Origin of the sequence: Saccharopolyspora terrae (assembly GCF_004348435.1) — a bacterium.
In the GTDB taxonomy this organism is placed as follows: domain Bacteria; phylum Actinomycetota; class Actinomycetes; order Mycobacteriales; family Pseudonocardiaceae; genus Saccharopolyspora; species Saccharopolyspora endophytica.
Genome location: NZ_SMKS01000003.1, coordinates 95,700 through 116,609, shown reverse-complemented (window position 1 = coordinate 116,609; position 20,910 = coordinate 95,700). Strand labels below are relative to the sequence as shown.

The window sequence follows — 20,910 nt, the reverse complement described above, 5'->3', positions numbered from 1 at the left end:
GTGGACTGGATCGTCGCCCCCGACCCCGATGGTCGCGCGCTGCGCGACGTCCTGCCGTCGATGCTGGCCGCGATGGGCATCGACCGCTACACCGACACCATCGGCATCCCGCCGTGCCGCAACGCCCTGGTGCTGCTGATCGACGGGCTCGGGCACGAGCTGCTGCGAGCGCACGAATCCGATGCGCCGTTCCTGGCGAGCCTGCAGCACTCGCCGCCACTGACAGCAGGGTTCCCCACCACCACGGTCACCAGCATCACCTCGCTGGCCACCGGCCGGTGCGCCGGCGAGCACGGACTCGTCGGCTACACCTTCGCCGAACCCGGCGGTGGCCTGCTGCACCCGCTGAGCTGGACCGCGCGCAGCGCCCCCACCGGCGCTGAGGGCGAGCGGGCCAGCCTGATGGAGAAGTGGCCCCCGGAGCAGGTGCAGCCCAACACGACCGTGCTCGAACGAGCCGTGGCCGCCGGTGTCGACGTCCGCACGGCGGTGCCCCCGCACTTCGAAGGGTCTGGCCTGACCAGGGCCTCGTTGCGCGGTGGGCGGTTCCGCGGTGTGCGCGAGTTCGGAGACCTCGCCGCAGAGCTCCTCGACGCGGCCGACAGCCCCGGCCCCACCCTCTGCTACGGCTACCACGGTGGCGTTGACCTGCTCGGACACATCCACGGACCCGGCTCGATCCAGTGGCGCATGCAGCTGAGGCAGATCGACGCGTTCGTGCAGATGGTCGCCGAACAGCTACCGCCCGGCGTGGTGCTCGGCGTCGTGGCCGATCACGGGATGGTCGACCTCGACCCGGCAGAGGCGATCGACGCCGACAGCGACCCCGCGCTGCTGGACGGCGTCCGCTTGCTCGGAGGCGAGGTGCGCGTGCGCCACGTCTACGCCCACCCCGGCGCGCGGGACGACGTGCTGGCCGCGTGGCGGGACACCGTCGGCGAACGAGGTGCGGTGATCACCGGGGAACAGGCCATCGACGAGGGCTACTTCGGTCCGGTGTCCGCGGCGGTGAGCCCGCGCATCGGTGACGTGCTGGCGATCCTGCGCACGACCGGGGTGGTCCGCTCGGTGGTCGAGCCCGGCGAGTCGAAGCTGCGGGGCCACCACGGTTCCCTGACCGCAGCGGAACAACTGGTGCCGATGCTGGTGGCAGGAGGCTGAGCACCCGCGGCTGGTGGTCGGCGAGCAGCGGTTCGCCCGGTTGCCAAACCTGCCGTTGACGATCTGGTGGCCCCTCAAGGTCGAGGTCCGTGGTGAGGGGGAGGGAACCTTCCGTTCACCGCAGGCACCGGCAGGGCACGGGGCGATCGGGTGGTGCTGGGGAACCTTTCGCTCACCGCTCCACCGCGGCCTCGACCTGCGGAGATCGTCTTCGACGTGCATATTCGTGCACACTCGAGGAGACAGGAACCCGCCTTGTCCACCTCTTGTATCTATGTTGTGAGCAACCTAGGATTTCCTTTCACGGAACCGTTTTTCTGCTAGGCGGAAGTTTCCCGGGAGGCTGAACGATGCAGTCGGCCAGTGTCGAAACCGAGCGAGCGGCGGGAAGCCCAGCCGCGCTGGACACCGCGATACGGGAATTCCGCGCGGTGCTGCCGGACGCAGCGGTCATCACCGACCCGCAGCGACTGAGGACCTACGAATGCGACGGGCTCGCCAGCCACCGAGTCGTGCCGGCGGTGGTCGTGCTCCCCGAGACCGCTGAGCAGGTCCGGGACATCGTGCGAACCTGCGCCGCTCACGAGATCCCCTTCGTCGCGCGAGGTTCTGGAACAGGCCTGTCGGGTGGCGCGCTCCCGCACTCCTCCGGAGTTCTGGTGGTCACCTCCAGGATGCGGCGCATCGTGGAGATCGACATCGCCAACGAGCGGGCCGTCGTCGAACCCGGCGTCATCAACCTCGACGTCACCAAAGCCGCTGCGCCGCAGGGCTACTACTTCGCCCCGGACCCCTCGAGCCAGCAGGTCTGCTCGGTCGGTGGCAACGTGGCCGAGAACTCCGGAGGCGCGCACTGCCTGAAGTACGGCTTCACCGTCAATCACATCCTCGGCATCGAGGTGGTCACCCCTGACGGCGAACTCGTCGAACTCGGCGCCGATGCGCGCGACGCCCCCGGATATGACCTCATGGGGGCCTTCGTCGGCAGCGAGGGGACCCTCGGCATCGTCACCAAGATCACCGTGCGCCTCCTGCGCAAACCGGAAGCGGTGCAGACGCTGCTCGCCGGTTTCCCGTCCACGGACGAGGCGGGCGCGGCGGTGTCGGCGATCATCGCCGACGGCGTGACCCCAGCCGCCATCGAGATGATGGACGCCCTGGCCATCGAGGCCGCGGAACAAGCCGTGCAGTGCGGATACCCCGACGGGGCCGGTGCCGTGCTCGTCGTCGAGCTCGACGGGCCGGCCGCCGAGGTCGAGCACACCTTCGCCGAGGTCGAACGGCACTGCCGCGCGCACGGCGCCTTCGAGATCCGGGTCGCGGCCGACGACGCGGAGCGGGCGATGATCTGGAAGGGCCGCAAATCGGCCTTCGCCGCGGTGGGCCGCATCAGTCCCGACTACATCGTTCAGGACGGCGTCATCCCGCGCACCGCGCTGCCCGAGGTGCTGGGACGCATCTCCCGCCTGTCCAGCGAATCCGGCGTGCGCGTGGCCAACGTCTTCCACGCCGGTGATGGGAACCTCCACCCGCTGGTGCTCTTCGACGACGCCGAACCCGGTGCGGGCGAACGCGCCGAGGCCGTCTCCGGCGCGATTCTCGACCTGTGCATCGAGCACGGAGGTTCCATCACCGGCGAGCACGGAGTCGGTGCGGACAAGGTCAAGTACATGGGCCGCATGTTCACCGCCGACGACCTCGACACCATGCAGCGAGTCCGCTGCGCGTTCGACCCGGTCGGGATCTGCAACCCGGGCAAGGTCTTCCCCACACCGAGGCTGTGCGGGGAAGTGCCGGGACGGCGAAAAGGCGTGCACCCCCTGACCGAAGCGGGATTGGCGGAGCAGTTCTGATGCGCACGAAGACCACCGACGCCGCTCACGACGCACTGGCGGCCGCGCTCGGCGCCGACAACGTGCGCCCGGCCGCGGACGACGCCAAGGGAATCGGCCACCAGCTGGTGGCCGCGGTGAAGGGAACCGAACAAGCAGCAGCGGCGATGAAGGTCGCCGCCGAACACGAACTGCGCGTCGTGCCCAAGGGATCGGGCAGCAAGCTCGACTGGGGCGCCCCGCCCCGCGACGTCGACCTGCTGCTGGACGTCTCGCCGGCCAACGAGATCGTCGAGCACGCCGCAGGCGACCTGGTCGTGCACGCCCTGGCGGGCACACCGATCGCCGACATCAACCGCGTCGTGCGCGAAGGCGGTCAACAACTCGCCATCGACCAACCCCTCGCCACCGCCACGGTCGGCGGGGTCATCGCCACCGCGACCTCCGGACCGTGCAGGCACCTCTTCGGCGGCGTGCGCGATCTCCTGATCGGCATCACCGTGGTGCTCGCCGACGGCACCGTCACCACAGCCGGTGGGAAGGTCGTCAAGAACGTCGCCGGCTACGACCTCTGCAAGCTCTACACCGGCTCGTTCGGAACTCTCGGCGTGATCACCGAGGCCGTGTTCCGGCTGCACCCCGTGGCCGCCGAGCACCGGTGGATCACCGTCTCCGCCGACGATCCCGCGGCGGCCGCGGAAGCCGCCGACACCATCCGCCACTCGCAGGCCATGCCCACCGCCATCGAGATCGACCGGCCGGCCGGCGGTGCGCACACGGTCTGCGGACAGTTGGAAGGACGCCCTTCTGCCACTCACGACCGCGCGCTGGAACTGGCGGCCGCGGTCGGCGGTGAGGTCGTCGACCAGCCGCCGCAGTGGTGGGGGCAGCACCCCTTCGACGCCGACGGCACCGGGCTGCGCGTCGGCGCCGAGCCCGCTGACATGCGCGCCTTGCTGACCGTCATCGAGGAGAGCTTCGGCGACCTGCCGATTTCCGTGCGCGGTGCGATCGGGCTCGGCGTGCTGCACGTGGGCTTGCCGGCGGGAGTGGACCCGGCGGCGATCGCCCGGCTGACCGCGCAACTGCGAGACCGCGCCGACTACGCGGTGCTCGAACGCGCTCCGCGCGAGGTCCTGGAGGTCGTGGACCCGTGGGGTCCCCTCGCCGCCGGACCGCTCACGCTGATGCGCCGAACCAAGGACCAGTTCGATCCGCAACACCGGCTCGCCCCCGGCCGGTTCGTGGGAGGAATCTGATGACAGAGACCCCGGCCCGCCCAGGTGCCTTCGACGCTTTCCACCCGCCGCAGCGCGAACTCATCGACGACTGCGTTCACTGCGGCTTCTGCCTGCCCAGCTGCCCCACCTACGACCTGTGGGGCGAGGAGATGGATTCCCCTCGCGGGCGCATCTACCTGATGAAGGAAGGGCTCGAAGGCGAACCGCTCACCGACAACGTGGTCGAGCACTTCGACGCCTGCCTGGGCTGCATGGCCTGCGTGACCGCCTGCCCATCGGGCGTGCAGTACGGCACGCTGATCACCGAGACCCGTGCGCAGGTCGAACGCCACCACGAGCGCGGCCGGTTCGAGAAACTGCTGCGCACGACCATCTTCACGCTGTTCCCCTACCCGAAGCGGCTCCGCGCGATGCGCGGACCGCTCGCCCTCTACCAGCGGTCCCGGCTGGGTCGGTTGCTCAAGCGCACCGGGCTGATGGACAAGCTTCCCGCAGGTCTCCAGGTCATGGAATCCCTCGCCCCGCCCATCAGCCGCGCCGAGAAGCTCCCGCAGCGGATCCCGGCCAGAGGACAGCGGCGCGCGACCGTCGGCATGATCACCGGGTGCGTCCAATCGGCGTTCTTCCCCGACGTCAACGCGGCCACCGCCCGAATCCTCGCAGCGGAGGGATGCGACGTGGTCGTTCCGCCGTCGCAGGGCTGCTGCGGTGCGCTCAGCGAGCACTCGGGGCGGGAGGAGGAAGCGGTCGGCTTCGCCCGCGAACTGCTGGACACCTTCGAAGCGTCCGGCGTGGACCACGTGGTCATCAACTCGGCCGGGTGCGGGTCGACGCTCAAGGAGTACCCGCGACTGCTCCAGGACGACCCGGTGTACCGGGAGAAGGCCGAGCGGTTCTCGTCGAAGGTGCGCGACATCGCCGAACTGCTGGTGGAGCTCGGTCCCGTGGCCGAACGCCACCCGCTGCCGGTGAAGATCGCCTACCACGACGCGTGCCACCTCGCGCACGGTCAGGGCATCCGGTCGCAACCGCGCGAACTGCTGCGCGCCATCCCCGAGCTGCAGCTCAGCGAGATCAACCGGGCCGAGCTGTGCTGCGGTTCGGCCGGTGTCTACAACCTGCTGCAGCCCGAGCCCGCCCGGGAACTCGGTGACCGCAAGGCCGCGAACGTGCTCGACACCGGCGCGGAACTGCTGGTGACGGCCAACCCCGGCTGCTCGATGCAGATCCGCACCGCCCTGGAGCGGCGCGGGGAGAGCATGTCGATGGCGCACACGGTGCAGGTGCTGGACGCATCGATCCGCGGCGCGGGAGCGGACTCGCTGCTGCGATGAGTTGTGCCGAGGAGCGGGGTCGTCGTTGCGACGGCCCCGCTTCGTCGTTGACAGCAGGGGAACCTTCATCGCTGAACTCGGGCCGGGTTCGCGGGCGGATGGTGAACGGAAGGTTCCCATGCGCGGAACACCACGCTGCTCCATCCGGCCGACAGCGCGACGGTCATTGACTGTGACAGCATTGGTGTCACACTCTGGGTGGAGCACCTGCCGCAATGAGGAGGCACGCCACACATGTCCGAGGCGTTCGTCTACGACGCGATCCGCACACCGCGGGGTCGTGGAAAGAAAAACGGTTCGCTGCACGGGGTGAAGCCGATCACCCTCGCCGTGAGCCTGATCGAGGAGCTGCAGCGCCGTCATCCGCAGCTCGATCCCGCGCTGATCGATGACGTCGTGCTCGGCGTGGTCTCGCCAGTGGGCGATCAGGGCAGCGACATCGCCAAGACCGCCGCGCTCGCCGCCGGTCTTCCCGAAACGGTCGCCGGTGTCCAGCTGAACCGCTTCTGCGCTTCGGGCCTGGAAGCCGTCAACATCGCGGCGCAGAAGGTTCGATCCGGCTGGGAGGACGCGGTCCTCGCCGGCGGTGTCGAGTCCATGTCGCGCGTCTCGCTGGGTTCCGACGGCGGAGCCTGGGCGATGGACCCCGAGACCAACTACGCCACGTCGTTCGTGCCGCAGGGCATCGGCGCCGACCTCATCGCCACCATCGAAGGCTTCGACCGCGCCACGGTGGACGCCTACGCGGCCGAGTCGCAGGACCGCGCCGCCAAGGCGTGGGCCGATGGCCGCTTCGGCAACTCCGTGATCCCCGTCAAGGACCGCAACGGCGTGACCGTCCTCGACCGCGACGAGCACATCCGCCCCGGCACCACGGCCGACTCCCTCGGCGGTCTCAAGGCCTCGTTCGCCGACATCGGGGAGATGGGCGGTTTCGACGCCGTCGCCCTGCAGAAGTACCACTGGGTCGAGAACATCGACCACGTGCACACCGCCGGCAACTCCTCCGGCATCGTCGACGGTGCCGCGCTGGCGCTGATCGGCAGCGCGGGCCTCGGGGAACGCACCGGGCTCAAGCCGCGCGCCCGCATCGTCTCCGCGGCGCTCTCGGGCGCCGACCCGACGATCATGCTCACCGGCCCCGGACCGGCCGTGCGCAAGGCTCTGGCCAAGGCCGACATGAGCATCGAGCAGATCGATCTGGTCGAGATCAACGAGGCCTTCGCCGCAGTTCCGCTGAAGTTCATGAAGGAGTTCGGCGTTGACCACGACAAGGTCAACGTCAACGGCGGTGCCATCGCCATGGGCCACCCGCTGGGTGCCACCGGGGCGATGATCCTCGGCACCGTCATCGACGAACTCGAACGCCGCAACCTCCGATACGGCCTGGCAACGCTGTGCATCGGTGGCGGCATGGGGATCGCGACCATCGTCGAACGGATCGGCTGAGGGACACATCAGACATGAGCGAGCAGAACACCATCCGCTGGGAGTCCGACGCCGACGGAATCGTCGTGCTGACCTTGGACGACCCCCAGCAGCAGGCCAACACCATGAACCTGCGCTACCAGGCCAGCATGGACGCGATCCTGCACCGCCTGGAAACCGAGCGCGACAACATCACCGGCGTCGTCCTCACCTCCGCGAAGAAGACCTTCTTCGCGGGCGGCGACCTGCGTGAACTCATCCAAGCCCGTCCCGGCGACGCCGAGGCCGTCTCCGCGACCACGGCCAACGTCAAGAAGCAGCTGCGTCGCCTGGAAACGCTCGGCAAGCCCGTGGTCGCCGCGCTCAACGGCACCGCGCTCGGCGGCGGCCTGGAGATCGCGCTGGCCTGCCACCACCGCGTCGCGCTGAACAACCCCAAGGCCCGCTTCGGCTTCCCCGAGGTCAGCCTCGGGCTGCTGCCCGGCGCAGGCGGTGTGGTGCGCAGCGTGCGGCTGCTGGGCATCGCCGAGGCGTTGCTCAACGTTCTGCTGCAGGGGCAGCAGCTGCGACCGGAGAAGGCGCTCAAGACCGGCCTGATCCACGAGCTGGTCGACACTCCCGAGGAGATGCTGGCCAAGGCCAAGGAGTGGATCAAGGCCAACCCGGAGGCCGCTCAGCCGTGGGACACCCCCGGCCACAAGATCCCCGGCGGCACCCCGTCGTCCCCGAAGTTCGCCGCCAACCTGCCCGCGTTCCCGGCCAACCTGCGCAAGCAGCTCAAGGGCGCCCCCATGCCCGCGCCGCGCAACATCATGGCCGCAGCGGTCGAGGGCAGCCAGGTCGACTTCGACACCGCCCTGGACATCGAGGGCCGCTACTTCGTCGAGCTGGTGTGCGGCCAGACCGCGAAGAACATGAGCAAGGCGTTCTTCTTCGACCTGCAGCACATCAACGCCGGCGGGAGCCGTCCCGACGGTGAACCGGAGTTCCGGGCGAAGAAGGTCGTGGTGCTCGGCGGCGGCATGATGGGCGCCGGCATCGCCTACGTCTGCGCCAAGGCCGGCATGCAGGTCGTCCTCAAGGACGTCTCGCTGGAGAACGCCGAGAAGGGCAAGGACTACTCGGCGAAGATCCTGGAGAAGGCCGTCGCCCGGGGTCGCTCCACGCAGGAGAAGGCCGACGAGCTGCTCGGCCGCATCACCGCGACCGACCAGATCGAGCCGCTGTCGGGCTGCGACCTGGTCATCGAGGCGGTCTTCGAGAACCTCAAGCTCAAGCACCAGGTCTTCGGCGAGATCCAGGACGTCATCGACGACGACGCCCTGCTGTGCTCGAACACCTCGACGCTGCCGATCACCGACCTCGCGGAAGGTGTCCGCAAGCGCGAGGACTTCATCGGGCTGCACTTCTTCTCGCCGGTCGACAAGATGCCGCTGGTGGAGATCATCTCGGGCGAGCAGACCAGCGACCGCGCGCTGGCCCGCGCGTTCGACGTGGTGCGTCAGATCAACAAAACGCCGATCGTGGTCAACGACAGTCGCGGGTTCTTCACCAGCCGGGTCATCGGCACCTTCATCAACGAGGGCGTGGCGATGCTGGCCGAGGGGATCCGCCCGGCTTCCATCGAGCAGGCTTCCTCGCAGGCCGGGTTCCCGGCTCCGGTGCTGCAGCTGTTCGATGAGCTGACGCTGACCCTGCCGCGCAAGATCCGCGACGAGTCGAAGGCGGCCGTGGAAGCCGCTGGTGGCACGTGGGTTCCGCACCCCGCCGAGCAGGTCATCGACCGCATGGTGGAGGAGTTCGACCGTCCCGGTCGCTCCGGCGGTGCTGGTTTCTACGACTACGCCGACGGCAAGCGGACCGGACTGTGGCCGGGCCTGGTGGAGCACTTCGGGTCCGCCGACACCGACCCCGCAGCGGTCGACCTGACCGACCTGACCGAGCGGATGATGTTCGTCGAGGCGCTGGAAACGGTGAAGTGCCTGGACGAGGGCGTGCTGACGTCCGTGCCGGACGCCAACATCGGCTCGATCATGGGCATCGGCTTCCCGCCGTGGACCGGCGGCGTCGTGCAGTACATGAACGGCTACCCGGGTGGCCTGGCCGGTTTCGTCGCCCGCTCCCGCGAACTCGCGGAGCGCTACGGCGACCGGTTCCAACCGCCGGAATCGCTGGTCAAGCGCGCTGCCAACGGCGAACCGTTCGACAACGGCGAGCCGGACGCGGAGATCGTGAAGGCCACTGCGGCCGAGTGAGCTGACATGACGAGGCGCCGGACCCGAAACGGGCCCGGCGCCTCGTCGTTCGCTCAGCGAGCTCAGCCCTCGGGGTGGTCCACAACCGGGGCGTTGACGCACTTCGGGGTCTGCGGCGACAGAATGGGGACAACCGCGCCGACGGCGGCGACGTTGTTTCCGCACAGCTGCACCGGAACGGCGCTGATGTTGTTGTCGTTCGCCCCGTTGACGCCCTCGTTGTCCGCGCTGTCGGCGAACGCCGGGCCGGCCAGGGCCAGCATGGCGGTGGCGGCGCCGGCAACGCCGGCGATACGTGCAGCGGTACGCACTGTGGTTCTCCTTATGGATGACTGTTCTTCAGGGTGTTAAACCCTTGCGGCACAGGGAATTCCTGCGCTTCTCCTGTGTCGCGCGGCAGAGTCTGCGACACGGCGCGCGCCCAAGTCGAACTCAGAAGGGCGTTTTCAGCCGAATACCCTCGATGGAGTGACTTGAATCGGACATTCCACAGTGGATTTCCGGCTGAATCGCGTTGCTCAGTCCAGCGGTAGGACGCCGCTGATCCGCTGCAGCGGAGCTTCCGCGGCTCCGCTGACGACCTTGTCGGCCTCGGACACGACGGGCGTGTTCTTCGTCGCGGGAAGCACGTCGCTGGGCTTGGCGAGCGTCAGCGGCTCACCGGAGGTCTGCAGCGGGTTGTTCTGCAGGGTCGGTGCGACCAGGGCCACCGGGTTGCTGATGGGCTCGGACTCGTAGCCCTGGGCGGCGGTCAGCGCAACCGCGGTGTCCACGGCGGAGAAGCCCTGGTGGTTCGGCTTGCGCGGGCCGATCTCGGTGTCCAGCAGCGCCGCGTCGGGCGTGTGCTCGTACACCACGCCGAGGTGGCCCGGGGTCACCGAGCCGCCGACGGTCGGCCGGGTCTTGGTCATTTTCGAAACGCGGGTGGTCTCGGCGAAGACGTGCCCGAGCACGCGGTTCGGCTTGCCGGGGGCGAGCACAGGACGGCCGTCCTGCAGCTCACCGGCGATGCCGTGCCCGGTCTTGGTGATGTCGACGCCGACCTTCTTGATGACGTTCGGCGAGTTCACGTCCAGCTGCGTGTCGGCGCACGGCGCCTTCGTGGGGCTGAACGAAGGCCCTTCCTGCATCTTGCAGGCGTTGGCCGGGATCCCGGCGGTGATCTCGTCCGGAACGGACGTCAGATCGGGCTTTTCGATGTCGGTGGTTCCCGCCGCGTTCGCGGCACCGGTGCCGACAGTGGCGAGGCCCGCGGCCATGACGGCCGCCTTGACTGTGCGCGTGGTCCAGGAGCGCAAGATTGGATCTCCTCGAGTCGGAGGTGTTGGCACGGCTGACTCGACATCGGAGACGTTGTAGAGGATCTTGAGCCGCGAGCGGCGAATGCAGCCCGAACGAGTGAAGATCTGCGCGTGAGCCCGGGTGCGACAGTGGGAGAGAGGTTCCCATGCACCGCTTCGCACCCCACGCCCGGTGGTGGTTCTAGAAGCCCAGGCCCGGAGCGAACAGCGCGATCATGTGCTCAGTGGCCTTCTCGGCGGTGACCTCCGGGTGGTGGTCGCGCCAGAGGGCGAGCCGCTCGCTGGCGCCGATGATCGCCTCGGCGTAGGCCTCCGCCTGCTCGTGGTCGAGGTCCTCGCACACCGATCGCAGCAGGTCCGCGGTGAAGTAGCGCTGCTGGACGCGGATGGCCTCCAGCTCGGTGTTGACCGAGGCGCTGGGGATGGAGAACTCGTTGCGCAGCAGCGCCCAGGCCTGCGCGTGGTCGTCGCTGAAGCGGAAGAAGGCCAGCTGGCAGTCGTTGAGCTTCTGCTCCGGGCTGGTCGCCTCGGCGGCGGCGCGGCTGGTGGCTTCGAGGAGTTCGGCCTTGGACCGCTGCAGGCAGGCCAGCAGCAGTCCTTCCTTGGAGCCGAAGTACTCGTAGAGCATCGGTTTGGACAGGCCCACCTGGCTGGCGATGTCGTCCATCGAGGTCGCCTGGTAACCGTCGTCGGCGAAAACCCGCTCCGCGACTTCCAGGATCTGCGTCTCGCGCTCGGCCCGGGACATTCGCTTGCGGCCGCTGGCCGGTGCAGTTGACCTCGTCACGAATCAACCCTACCGCAGGTAACCTACTCGTAGTAGCCTACTGCGGAGTAGATAAGGTGCCGGTGTCCGAGGAGGGGCTCTGATGGTGCAGAAGCAGTCGCCTGGCCAGCGTCGATACGAAACCTCGGTCGTCATCGTCGGAACCGGGTTCTCCGGTCTCGGCATGGCGATCAAGCTCAAGCAAGCCGGCATCGACGACTTCATCGTCCTGGAGAAGTCCTCCGACCTCGGCGGGACCTGGCGGGACAACACCTACCCGGGCTGCGCCTGCGACGTGCCCTCGCTGATGTACTCGTTCTCGTTCGAGCAGAACCCGAACTGGTCGCGGCTGTTCGCCGAGCAGGGCGAGATCAACGAGTACCTGAGCCACTGCGCGGACAAGTACCAGGTCCGCGACCACGTGCACCACGGCGTGGAGTTCACCGGCGCCGAATACGACGAGCAGGCCAAGACCTGGCTGGTCACCACCGGCGACGGAACCGAGTACGTCGGCCGCGCCCTGGTGTCCGGCGTCGGCGCCCTGCACATCCCCAGCTACCCGGACCTACCCGGTGTGCAGGACTTCGAAGGCGAGATCTTCCACTCTGCGGAGTGGAACCACGACTACGACCTGCGGGGGAAGCGCGTCGCGGTCGTCGGCACCGGCGCGAGCGCGATCCAGTTCGTCCCCCGCGTCGCGGAGCAGGCGCAGAAGCTGCACCTGTTCCAGCGCACGCCCCCGTGGGTCCAGCCCAAGCCCGACCGCGCGATCCCGGAGTCGGTCAAGAAGCTGTTCCGCCGCGTTCCGCTGGCGCAGCGCGCGGCGCGCGTCGCGGTGTACTGGATCCTCGAAGCCCGGTTCTTCGCGGTGTTCAACAAGCGCCTCGGCAAGGCTGCGGAATGGCTGTCCAAGCGCTACATCCGCAAGACGATCTCGGATCCGAAGCTGCGCAAGGCCGTCACGCCGGACTACTCGATGGGCTGCAAGCGCATCCTGCTCTCCAGCGACTACTACCCGGCGCTCAACCGGTCCAACGTCGACGTCGACACCAGCGGCGTCACCGAGGTCCGCAAGAACTCCGTGGTGACCGGCGACGGCCAGGAGCACGAGGTCGACGCGATCATCTACGGCACCGGCTTCCACGTCACCGACGCCTACGACCACCTCGCCATCGTCGGCCGGGAAGGCCGCAAGCTCCAGGACACCTGGCGCGACGGCGCCGAGACCTACCTCGGCATCACGGTCTCCGGCTTCCCCAACCTGTTCTTCCTCCTCGGCCCGAACACCGGTCTCGGCCACAACTCGGTCGTGTTCATGATCGAGTCCCAGCTGAACTACGTGATCGACTGCATCCGCCGGATCCACAAGGGCGAGATCGGCCAGGTCGACGTTCGACAGCCGGTGCAGGACGCCTTCAACCGCGAGCTCCAGTCCGAACTGGGCGACGGGGTGTGGTCGGTCGGCGGTTGCCGGAGCTGGTACCTCGACGAGAACGGCGTGAACCGCACGCTGTGGCCGGGATTCACCTGGAAGTACTGGATGCGCACGAGGAAGGCGGACCTGTCCGACTACGAGATCACCGCGCGCTGAGGCGATCGGATCGCCCAACCCCGTTGAAGCTTCGCACGGGCGTTCGATATAGTGATCGGGTCACTGTCGAGCAGCCCCTCAGGGGCGCACCCTAGCTAGGGGCGGCGATGTCACCGCTGTCGTCCGATGAACTGCGCACAATCCGCGAGGAGCTCAGCGCTGGAACCACGCCGACGGTGTGGTTCACCAGCTCTGCCGTCGGAGTCCAAGAAGGGCGCTCCGGCAAGGTGATCGCGCTCGGCGAACCGGCCGAAGGGGACTTCATCCAGGTCCGCCCGGCCGGTTCGAAGGACGTCCTGTCCTTCTCCACCGCAGAAGTCACTCAGGTCAAACCACCTCGCAAGAAGCCGACGCCGGAGCCTGCGGCCAAACCTGCCGCGAAGACCCCGGCGAGCACACCGAGTCCGGCGACCGAGACGAAGCCGGCCGAGAAGCCCGCGGCGAAACCGGCGCCTGCTCCCGCCGCCAAGCCGAGCACGCAGGCCACGGCCAAACCCGCTGACACCGCAGCGACACGACGCAAACCGCGGCAGGTCAAGCAGCCCGTCGGTGGTGCCGTCGTGACGCTCACCGCCGACCAGGACGGTCAGTGGAGCGTCGAGGTCGTCAACGCCAAGCGGAAGCTGGTCAAACCCACCCAGGTGCCGGCCAACGCCGTCGCCCAGGCGGCGAAACTGCTGCACGACGACGTCGCCGCTGCCGTCGAGCCGCTGATCGAAGCCGCACGCGAACAGCACCGCGCCCGCGTCGAGCAGCTCCGCGCCGAGCTCGAAGCCGCCGAGGCGGCACTGGAAGAACTCGACGAGTGAGTCGTTGTCGTCCCCGCGGGGACGACAACGACACGCTCCCCTGAACCCATCACGCCCGCGCCCGAAGGTCGCGTGGAGTGCCCTCGGAGCATGGGAACCTTTCTGCCTTCTCCCAGCTCCGAGGCGTTCTGGCCACGCGCCTGGATGTCAGAAACGGCGCAGCGGTGATGGAGATCAGTCCTCGATGTCGGTCGTCCCCTGCAGGGTTCGCTCGCCGCGGTCGGTCGGTGGGATCTGGTCGTAGACGGCCGGGTCGAGCTCGGCCACCTCGCCCGAGGCGATGGAAGAAAGGATCCCGTCCAGGCCGATGTAGACGGTTCGCGTGAGCATGTCGCGGTGCTGCTCGCCGAGCGTCTGAGTCTGGCCGCGCACTTCGAACAGCACGGCACCGCTGCCGTTGAGCTGGAAGGACCCGAGGCCTGTGCCGGGCAGGTTGATGTCCTGCGGGTACAACGTGATGTTGCCGAAGTCGGGGTTGCGCTCGGCAGCGCTTTGAAGCGCGTTGTACGCCGCCACGTTGAGCTGCTTGGAGTACTCCGGGCGATAGCTGTCGGCGAACTCGGCGAAGGCGGCACCTTCCGGCGTGTTCGGGTCCGCGACGAACTTCCCGGACAGGCTCATGGTCACGAACCTGTCAGTGCCGGGAACCGTGTAGCAGGCCCCCTGGTGATGAAGGTCGACGTAGGTGTCAACAGCGCCGAACTCGGCTTGCAGCCCCGTGTAGACGTCGCGGACCGTCTGCGTCTCCGGGCTGATGAACCACCCTGGCTTGTCGCTGCTGCCGGGGAAGTCCTGCGGCTGCGGCTGGTACGCCAGGTTCGGGTGGTAGTCGCGGTTGACGTCGAACCCCGGACGTTGCGAGTAGTCGTCGCCCTGCCGCTGATCGGTGATGTAGTTCCACGGCGGCGGTGACGTGGCCAGCTGGGGGAAGCGGGACTGAACTTCCTGCCAGGTCATGTCGTTGCCGCGCCGGTCGAGGGAACCGGCGTCCGGATTGATCTTCGGCATGGCGACCACCGTCAGCTGGTCGCGGACCTGCTGCGCGGTGGTGGAGTCCGAGGTGCCCAGGTAGTCGAGCATGTCGAGCAGGGCGTCAGGGCCCGTCTTCTCGTTGCCGTGGATCTCGGCGGTGATGAACACGACCTTCGGCCCGGTGCCCACGCGCGCGAGCATCATGTCGCGGCCCCTGTTGGAACCCCCCACATCTTCCACGGCCACGCGGCCGGCGCTGACGCGTTCGATGCGGTCGAGCTCCACCAGCATCTCGTCGTAGCTGGTGAACTCGGTGATCGGGTTCTCCCGAGGCTCCTCGCTGCACGGGGGCGGTGCGGCCATGGTCGGTGGTGCTCCTGCGGTCGCGGGAACCAACGCGGTGCCCACCACGACACCCGCAAACGCCAGTGCTTGCCATCTCTGCATTGCCGGACTCCTTGCCGTTGCCGAAACGGGGCACCAGACAAGTCGATCGACAGAAAGCGCACAATCGGCCAAGAGGGGACAACTCGGCAGGTTCTCGCCAGGGCCGAATGGACACGCGAAGGGTCCACCGCCTATCAAGAGCAGGTGCGAACACCCGTCTCGACCGAATCCAGGACCCCGCTGCGACAGCGCTCGTTCCGCTTCTTGCTGATCGCGACGGTGGGAGGGTTCTCCGGGTACGCCTTGCTCCTGCCCGTGGTGCCGTTGTGGGCCGTGGTCGGAGGCGCGGGCGAGATCGCGGCGGGCGCGACGAACGCGGTGTTCATGCTGGTCACGGTGCTTACGCAGCTGGCGATGCCGTGGTTGCTCAGGAGGATGGACTGCCGCGGGCTGTTCGCCCTGGGGACCGCGATGATCGGGCTTCCCACTCCGCTGTTCGCGCTCTCCAGCGACATGTGGGTGCTGCTCGGAGTCTCGGCGCTGCGCGGAATCGGGTTCGGGTTGCTGACGGTCACCGGATCGGCGCTGACCGCGGAACTCGTTCCCGCCGCACAACGAGGCCGGGCGGCCGCCTACTACGGCCTCGCCATCGGCCTGCCCAACGTCGCCCTGCTGCCGGCCGGGGTGTGGCTGAGCGGCCGAATCGGGTTCGGGCCCCTGTTCTGGGCCGCCGGTGCGATCCCCGTCCTGGCCGCCCTGACGATCCTGGGCATCGAGCGGGTGCGCACCCGCGACCAGGAGCGAGGAGCGAAGGCCCGGCCGGTCGCGCTGCTGCCCTCGTGGACGGTCATGGCCGTCAACACGGCTGCGGCAGGGGGTTTGACGGCGTTCCTGCCGTTGGCCGTCACCCCGTCGGTCGCCCCGGCCGCGCTGCTGATCTTCGCCGCCGCCACCATGCTCGGCCGGTGGCTCGCCGGGCACCTGGGCGACCGATTCGGGCAGCAGAGCGTCCTCGCGCCGTCGGTGCTGTTCGGCGGGTTCGGAGTGCTGCTGCTGGCCTTGGCCGCGTGGACCGCGGACCCGGTGGCGCTGGCAGGCGCGGCGGTGTTCGGCACCGGGTTCGGAGCCGTGCAGAACACGACCCTCATCCTCATGCTGGAACGCGCCGACTCGGCGACCGCGAGCACCGCGTGGAACATCGCCTACGACGGCGGTCACGGACTCGGCGCGATCGGGTTCGGCGTCCTCATCGCCGCGTCCGGATACCCGGTAACCTTCGCGATCACGGGCGCACCGCTGCTCTCCTGCCGCGCCCTGGCCGGCCGCCGGTGGGCGTGAGCGAGGGAACCTCCCTGTCACCCGCGACGCGGCCACGACCGAAGAAGGGCCTTACCGACCTGTGCATTTGGCCACAGGAGTCCCTTGGGTTCGGGCAGAACGACGAGATCACGCACAGTGGCTGAGACGAGGGGCCCACGGTGCCGGGCCATCGCCGTCCACCGGGAGCACCTAGAATCGGATGCGTGTTGCGCAGCCTGTTGACCCCACGTTGGCTGCTTCTGCATGCGCTGTTCATCGTGGCCACGATCGCCACCGGCTTCCTCGCCGTGTGGCAGTGGGATCGCGCGCACGAGGCCGGAGGGAGCTTCCAGAACCTCGGCTATGCGCTGCAGTGGCCGCTGTTCGGTGCCTTCACGATCTTCCTCTGGATCAAGCTGATCCGCATGGACTTCGCGCAGCAGCGCGGCGAGGCCGAACCCGCGACCAGTGCCGACGCTGACGAAGGGTCGAGCACCGCCTCAGCGGTGTCCGAAGAACCGGAACGACGCCGGTCACGGCCCCTGGTGCCGCCTCCGGCGCCGCCCGTTGATTCGGATGAAGATCCGGAGCTGGCCGAGTACAACCGGTATCTGGCCGGGCTCGACCAGTCGGATCAGCGCACTAGTTGAAGGTGATCCCGCCGTTGATCTCGCGGGTTTGCACCAAATTCTTGACCTGACCGTTGTTGATGTTCACGACGTTGTTCGACGCCGTGATCTCGTTGTGCACGGCGGCGCCTTCGCGGCGCAGCAGTTCGGCGAACTCCTCGTCTTCCGAGCACACCGCGTCCAGCCGCTCCGCCAGCGCCGTGACCTGAGCCGGGCCCGCGTCCTCGCTCTCGGCTGCCTCCAAGGCCGCCTGTGTTTCAGGGTCCTGCTGCGACCTGCGGCGAAGCAGTTCGCGGACCTTCGCCAACGCCATCGTCCCGGCGGCACCCAGTGCGGTGGCCGCCTGCCCGCCCAGGGCATTGGCGAGTGAATCCAGGAACGGATCGGTCATGTTTCCTCCGCGAGCAAGGGAACCCTTCTGTCACGAAGTGTAGTTACCCGACCTGTTTCCGTGTCGGTTTCGAGTCGAATTCAGTTGTTCGGCAGCACGCGGAGCGCGCGGACCGGTGTGATATCAACGAACTGGTTGACGGCAAAGCGAAACGGATGCCGATTGCTTCCGGGCAGTGGAAGCCGGTGGTTCTTCCCGGCGGCTGGGATCGGTGAGCGGGAGCGTGGGTTCGCGCCACGTGGCGCGGTCGGCGGCCGGATCTTGCGGACACTTTGGTGATAGGGGCTGGCGTGCGCAGCGGCGTGCTGTTGAAGATGTTCGGACTGTGCGTCCTAGCCGGCGTACTCGTGGCGGCCTTACTGCTGCCAGTTGCGACCGGGGCTGGGGCGATGGTCAACCAGACCACCCATGCCATGTCGAAAATGTCGAGTTCGCTCGCAAAGCGGGAAATGCCGCAGGTGTCGACCGTCACCGACCGCAACGGCAAGCCCATCGCCTACTTCTTCAAGGACTACCGGGTCGAAACCCGCCCCGAGCAGATCGCCGACACCATGAAGGCCGCCATCACCGCGGTCGAGGACAAGCGCTACTGGCATCACGGCGGCGTCGACTGGCACGGCACCATCCGCGCACTCGCGACGAACATCGGCAGCGGTGAGACTGCGCAGGGCGCGTCCACGATCACTCAGCAGTACGTGAAGAACTACCTGGTGCACGTCTCGGCCACCACCGAGTTGGAGGCGGAGCAGGCCAAGGAGACCACGGTCGCCCGGAAGCTCCGCGAAGCCAAGATCGCCGTCGAGCTCGAACGCACCATGTCCAAGGAAGAGATCCTCACCGGATATCTCAACGTGGTGCCCTTCGGCAACCAGACCTTCGGGGTCGGCGCTGCGTCCCAGACCTACTTCGGCACCACGCCTGACAAGCTGACGATCGCTCAGGCGGCGCTGCTGGCCGCGGTGGTCAACCAGCCCGGTTCGCTGAACCCCAACAGCAACCCGCAGGACGCGCTGGCCCGCCGCAACCTGGTCATCGACCTGATGGCCGACAGCAACAACGACATTCGCATCACCGAGGAAGACGCTGAGATCGCGAAGAAGGAGCCCTTGGGCGTCCTGTCCCCGCTGGGGCGGCCGCCGAACGGCTGCGTCGGCATCGGCGACGGCACCACCGACGGATTCTTCTGCACCTACGTCCGCGACTACCTCGAGAAGTACGGCATCGACACCGACAAGCTGAAGGTCGGCGGCTACACGGTGCGCACGACCCTGGACCGCACCGCTTCCGACGCCGCCAAGCAGGCCGCCCAGAAGCAGGTCCCGACCCAGACCGAAGGCATCGCCAACGCGATGTCGGTCGTCGAACCGGGCAAGGACAAGCACAAGGTTCGCGCCCTGGTCGCCAACCGCGACTTCGGCAACGACCCGAGCAAGGGGCAGACGGCCTACGACATCGTCAGCCGCGTGCAGCCCTTCGGTGCGGGCTCGATCTACAAGATCTTCACCGCCGGAGCTGCGATCGAGCGCGGCATGAGCATCTACGACACGATCGACGTCCCCGCCAGCTACACCTCGCGCATCTACAAGAACGGGCAGGCGCCCTACACCGTGCACAACGCCGATGGCGTGAGGCCGGGGCCGCGAACGCTGCAGATGGCGTTGGCGACCTCGCCGAACACCGGCTTCGTGGCGCTGCTGGAACGGGCCGGCCTGAACAACGCCGTCGACATGGCCGCCAAGCTCGGCATGCGCAAGAGCATCAACGGCGTGAACTCGTTGGGTTCGACGCTCAAGGACGACGGCTCGAACGGGCCGTCGCTGGGCGACTCGATCAAGCGGCGCAACAACGGTTCCTTCACTCTCGGCTTCACGCCGACGAGCGTGCTGGAGCTGTCCAACGTCGCGGCCACGATCATGAGCGATGGCGTCTACTGCCCGCCGACCCCGATCGAAGAGGTCAAGGACCGCTACGGCAACCCGGTGCAGCTCGGTGAGCCCGCCTGCGAGCAGGCGGTGGCACCCGCGGTGGCCACCGCTCTCGCGCAAGGACTGAGCAAGGACGACACCGAGGGAACCTCCCGCGCGGCCGCGCAGGCGGTCCAGTGGGCTCGTCCGATGATCGGAAAGACCGGCACGACCCAGGAGCACAAGTCCGCGGCGTTCCTGGCGGCCACTCCGCAGATGGCCGGTGCCGTGCTGACCTACTCCGACGGCAAGCGCCCGGAAGGCATCTGCGACGGTGGCGGAGACTCGCCGCCCTACCTGTGCGGTGGTGGCGGCAACATCTACGGCGGCAAGGTGCCCGCGCGAACGTGGTTCGACGCGATGACCAAGATCCACAGCGGATTGCCGGTCGCCGCCCTGCCCGGCACACCGCCGCCCGCCGCGACACCGCCCTCCGCACCGGCGCCGTAATCGGACGTGAGCATGGGGACCTTTCTGTCATGTCGAATGGCAGGAAGGTCCCCTTTTCTCGTGTCATCAGCCCGTACTCAGCGATAACTCAGAAATCATTGGCAAAATGCCTACGTGGTTTCCGAACGTGATCGAGTGGATGTTCGCGGCACCGTCTGGTTCGTGGTTCTCGCCTATGCGCCTGCTTGGTTGCTGACCACGCCTCTGTGGCTGACCGGCGAGGGCCTGTCGTGGGTATGGGCGCCGGTCGCCCTGACCCTCATGATGTTCATGCCCGCCGTCGCGGCAGTGGTGGTCACCAAGTGGATCAGCCCCAGCGCCTCCCCGATGCGCGCGTTGGGACTGACCAACCCCGGCGGCATCAAGAAGTGGTGGAGATACGCCGTCCTGGGGTTCGTCGGCCCCCTGCTGGCAGTGCTGCTCGCCTTGCTGGTCGGCTACCTGCTCGGTGTCTACCAGGCGGACTGGACCGGGTTCTCGGGTCTCGTGGAGCAGGTCGGCGCCACCGTTGTCGGTGAGCAGAACCAGACATCACCGACGGCGCTCGCGGTGACCCAGCTCGGCCAGGTGTTCCTGTTGGGCTGGCTGCACACGCTGCCGGCGCTCGGCGAAGAGCTCGGCTGGCGCGGTTACCTGACCAAAGCCCTGCTGCCGCTGGGGCAGCCCGGTTCCTTCCTCACGACCGGAGTTCTGTGGGGTCTTTGGCACGCGCCGATCCTGCTCCTCGGGTACAACTACCCGACGGTTCCGATCGTGGTGTCGTTCCTGATGATGGGTTGCTTCTGCGTGCTCGTGGGAACGTTGCTGAGCTGGCTGAGGCTCGCCTCCGACAGCGTGTGGCCAGCCGCGATCGCACACGGATTCCTCAACTCCGCGGGAACGATGGCAGTGATCTTCAGCCAGGCCGGTCACCCGGTCGACAACGCCAGCGTCGGCCTGCTGGGGTGGAGCGGCTGGATCGTGCTGGTCCTGCTCATCCTCGTCCTGGTCATGATCGGCAAGCTGCCCGTGCGCTTCCAGGTCATCAAGCAAGGAATCAGCAAGGGGGTCGAACGCCGCAGCCGCAAGGCATGAGCGGCGCAAGGGAACCTTCCAGTCAC

General features: G+C 68.0%; 17 protein-coding genes. 12 read left to right on the top strand and 5 right to left on the bottom strand.

Annotated features, from left to right (window positions below; all coding sequences use genetic code 11):
• The 6 genes from E1181_RS03490 to E1181_RS03465 all read left to right on the top strand — a co-directional run bounded on the left by E1181_RS03490 (window position 1) and on the right by E1181_RS03465 (window position 9,251).
• Window positions 1–1,161 carry an alkaline phosphatase family protein gene (locus tag E1181_RS03490; protein ID WP_132672410.1) on the top strand — a complete coding sequence of 387 codons (1,161 nt, stop codon included), beginning with the start codon at window positions 1–3 and terminating at the stop codon, window positions 1,159–1,161.
• A gap of 350 nt (window positions 1,162–1,511) precedes the next feature.
• Complete coding sequence (locus E1181_RS03485) at window positions 1,512–3,014, top strand: FAD-linked oxidase C-terminal domain-containing protein (RefSeq protein WP_132672409.1); 1,503 nt, start codon at window positions 1,512–1,514, stop codon at window positions 3,012–3,014.
• Window positions 3,014–4,252 carry an FAD-binding oxidoreductase gene (locus tag E1181_RS03480; protein WP_132672408.1) on the top strand — a complete coding sequence of 413 codons (1,239 nt, stop codon included), beginning with the start codon at window positions 3,014–3,016 and terminating at the stop codon, window positions 4,250–4,252. Before E1181_RS03485 ends, E1181_RS03480 begins: the two co-directional genes overlap by 1 nt.
• Window positions 4,252–5,568, top strand: a complete 1,317-nt coding sequence (locus tag E1181_RS03475; RefSeq protein WP_132672407.1) for a (Fe-S)-binding protein — start codon at window positions 4,252–4,254, stop codon at window positions 5,566–5,568. The genes E1181_RS03480 and E1181_RS03475 overlap by 1 nt, the downstream gene beginning before the upstream one ends.
• 234 nt (window positions 5,569–5,802) lie before the next feature.
• A complete protein-coding gene (locus E1181_RS03470) occupies window positions 5,803–7,017 on the top strand; it encodes an acetyl-CoA C-acetyltransferase (protein WP_132672406.1) in 1,215 nt (404 codons plus the stop codon).
• A 14-nt stretch (window positions 7,018–7,031) separates the two neighbouring features.
• Complete coding sequence (locus E1181_RS03465; RefSeq protein ID WP_132672405.1) at window positions 7,032–9,251, top strand: 3-hydroxyacyl-CoA dehydrogenase NAD-binding domain-containing protein; 2,220 nt, start codon at window positions 7,032–7,034, stop codon at window positions 9,249–9,251.
• Window positions 9,252–9,313: 62 nt separating this feature from the next.
• On the opposite strand, the gene E1181_RS03460 is transcribed toward E1181_RS03465, so the two are convergent.
• The 3 genes from E1181_RS03460 to E1181_RS03450 form a co-directional block, all read right to left on the bottom strand.
• Window positions 9,314–9,562, bottom strand: coding sequence for a hypothetical protein (locus tag E1181_RS03460; protein WP_235875973.1), 249 nt, complete (start codon window positions 9,560–9,562; stop codon window positions 9,314–9,316).
• Window positions 9,563–9,769: 207 nt separating this feature from the next.
• A complete protein-coding gene (locus E1181_RS03455) occupies window positions 9,770–10,549 on the bottom strand; it encodes a hypothetical protein (RefSeq protein WP_132672404.1) in 780 nt (259 codons plus the stop codon).
• 184 nt (window positions 10,550–10,733) lie between these two features.
• Window positions 10,734–11,339: a TetR/AcrR family transcriptional regulator gene (locus tag E1181_RS03450; protein WP_235875970.1), complete on the bottom strand. Its 606-nt coding sequence runs from the start codon at window positions 11,337–11,339 to the stop codon at window positions 10,734–10,736.
• Window positions 11,340–11,421: 82 nt separating this feature from the next.
• Here E1181_RS03450 and E1181_RS03445 point away from each other — a divergent pair, with 82 nt between their 5' ends.
• Entirely contained in the window at window positions 11,422–12,909 is a 1,488-nt protein-coding gene (locus tag E1181_RS03445; protein ID WP_132672403.1) for a flavin-containing monooxygenase, read from the top strand.
• Window positions 12,910–13,016: 107 nt separating this feature from the next.
• Window positions 13,017–13,718 (top strand): DUF6319 family protein, encoded by a 702-nt coding sequence (locus E1181_RS03440; RefSeq protein WP_132672402.1) that lies wholly within the window; start codon window positions 13,017–13,019, stop codon window positions 13,716–13,718.
• A gap of 174 nt (window positions 13,719–13,892) precedes the next feature.
• On the opposite strand, the gene E1181_RS03435 is transcribed toward E1181_RS03440, so the two are convergent.
• Window positions 13,893–15,137, bottom strand: coding sequence for a M14 family zinc carboxypeptidase (locus tag E1181_RS03435; protein WP_132672401.1), 1,245 nt, complete (start codon window positions 15,135–15,137; stop codon window positions 13,893–13,895).
• A 144-nt stretch (window positions 15,138–15,281) separates the two neighbouring features.
• Between E1181_RS03435 and E1181_RS03430 the strand changes: the two genes are divergently transcribed.
• Both E1181_RS03430 and E1181_RS03425 read left to right on the top strand, forming a co-directional pair.
• A complete protein-coding gene (locus E1181_RS03430; RefSeq protein ID WP_132672400.1) occupies window positions 15,282–16,415 on the top strand; it encodes an MFS transporter in 1,134 nt (377 codons plus the stop codon).
• A 185-nt stretch (window positions 16,416–16,600) separates the two neighbouring features.
• Window positions 16,601–17,026 (top strand): hypothetical protein, encoded by a 426-nt coding sequence (locus tag E1181_RS03425; RefSeq protein WP_132672399.1) that lies wholly within the window; start codon window positions 16,601–16,603, stop codon window positions 17,024–17,026.
• On the opposite strand, the gene E1181_RS03420 is transcribed toward E1181_RS03425, so the two are convergent.
• Entirely contained in the window at window positions 17,019–17,396 is a 378-nt protein-coding gene (locus tag E1181_RS03420) for a hypothetical protein (protein ID WP_132672398.1), read from the bottom strand. The genes E1181_RS03425 and E1181_RS03420 overlap by 8 nt on opposite strands.
• A 290-nt stretch (window positions 17,397–17,686) precedes the next feature.
• Here E1181_RS03420 and E1181_RS03415 point away from each other — a divergent pair, with 290 nt between their 5' ends.
• Together E1181_RS03415 and E1181_RS03410 are read left to right on the top strand one after the other, a co-directional pair.
• Window positions 17,687–19,810 (top strand): transglycosylase domain-containing protein, encoded by a 2,124-nt coding sequence (locus E1181_RS03415; protein ID WP_132672397.1) that lies wholly within the window; start codon window positions 17,687–17,689, stop codon window positions 19,808–19,810.
• 162 nt (window positions 19,811–19,972) lie between these two features.
• A complete protein-coding gene (locus tag E1181_RS03410) occupies window positions 19,973–20,884 on the top strand; it encodes a CPBP family intramembrane glutamic endopeptidase (RefSeq protein ID WP_235875947.1) in 912 nt (303 codons plus the stop codon).
• Window positions 20,885–20,910 lie beyond the last annotated feature (26 nt).

What these genes read in the sequence shown, in the direction of transcription:
- E1181_RS03485 (WP_132672409.1), top strand. Translation starts at nt 1,512, where the DNA reads ATGCAGTCGGCCAGTGTCGAAACCGAGCGAGCGGCGGGAAGCCCAGCC.
- E1181_RS03480 (WP_132672408.1), top strand. Translation starts at nt 3,014, where the DNA reads ATGCGCACGAAGACCACCGACGCCGCTCACGACGCACTGGCGGCCGCG.
- E1181_RS03475 (WP_132672407.1), top strand. Translation starts at nt 4,252, where the DNA reads ATGACAGAGACCCCGGCCCGCCCAGGTGCCTTCGACGCTTTCCACCCG.
- E1181_RS03470 (WP_132672406.1), top strand. Translation starts at nt 5,803, where the DNA reads ATGTCCGAGGCGTTCGTCTACGACGCGATCCGCACACCGCGGGGTCGT.
- E1181_RS03465 (WP_132672405.1), top strand. Translation starts at nt 7,032, where the DNA reads ATGAGCGAGCAGAACACCATCCGCTGGGAGTCCGACGCCGACGGAATC.
- E1181_RS03445 (WP_132672403.1), top strand. Translation starts at nt 11,422, where the DNA reads ATGGTGCAGAAGCAGTCGCCTGGCCAGCGTCGATACGAAACCTCGGTC.
- E1181_RS03440 (WP_132672402.1), top strand. Translation starts at nt 13,017, where the DNA reads ATGTCACCGCTGTCGTCCGATGAACTGCGCACAATCCGCGAGGAGCTC.
- E1181_RS03435 (WP_132672401.1), bottom strand. Translation starts at nt 15,137, where the DNA reads ATGCAGAGATGGCAAGCACTGGCGTTTGCGGGTGTCGTGGTGGGCACC.
- E1181_RS03420 (WP_132672398.1), bottom strand. Translation starts at nt 17,396, where the DNA reads ATGACCGATCCGTTCCTGGATTCACTCGCCAATGCCCTGGGCGGGCAG.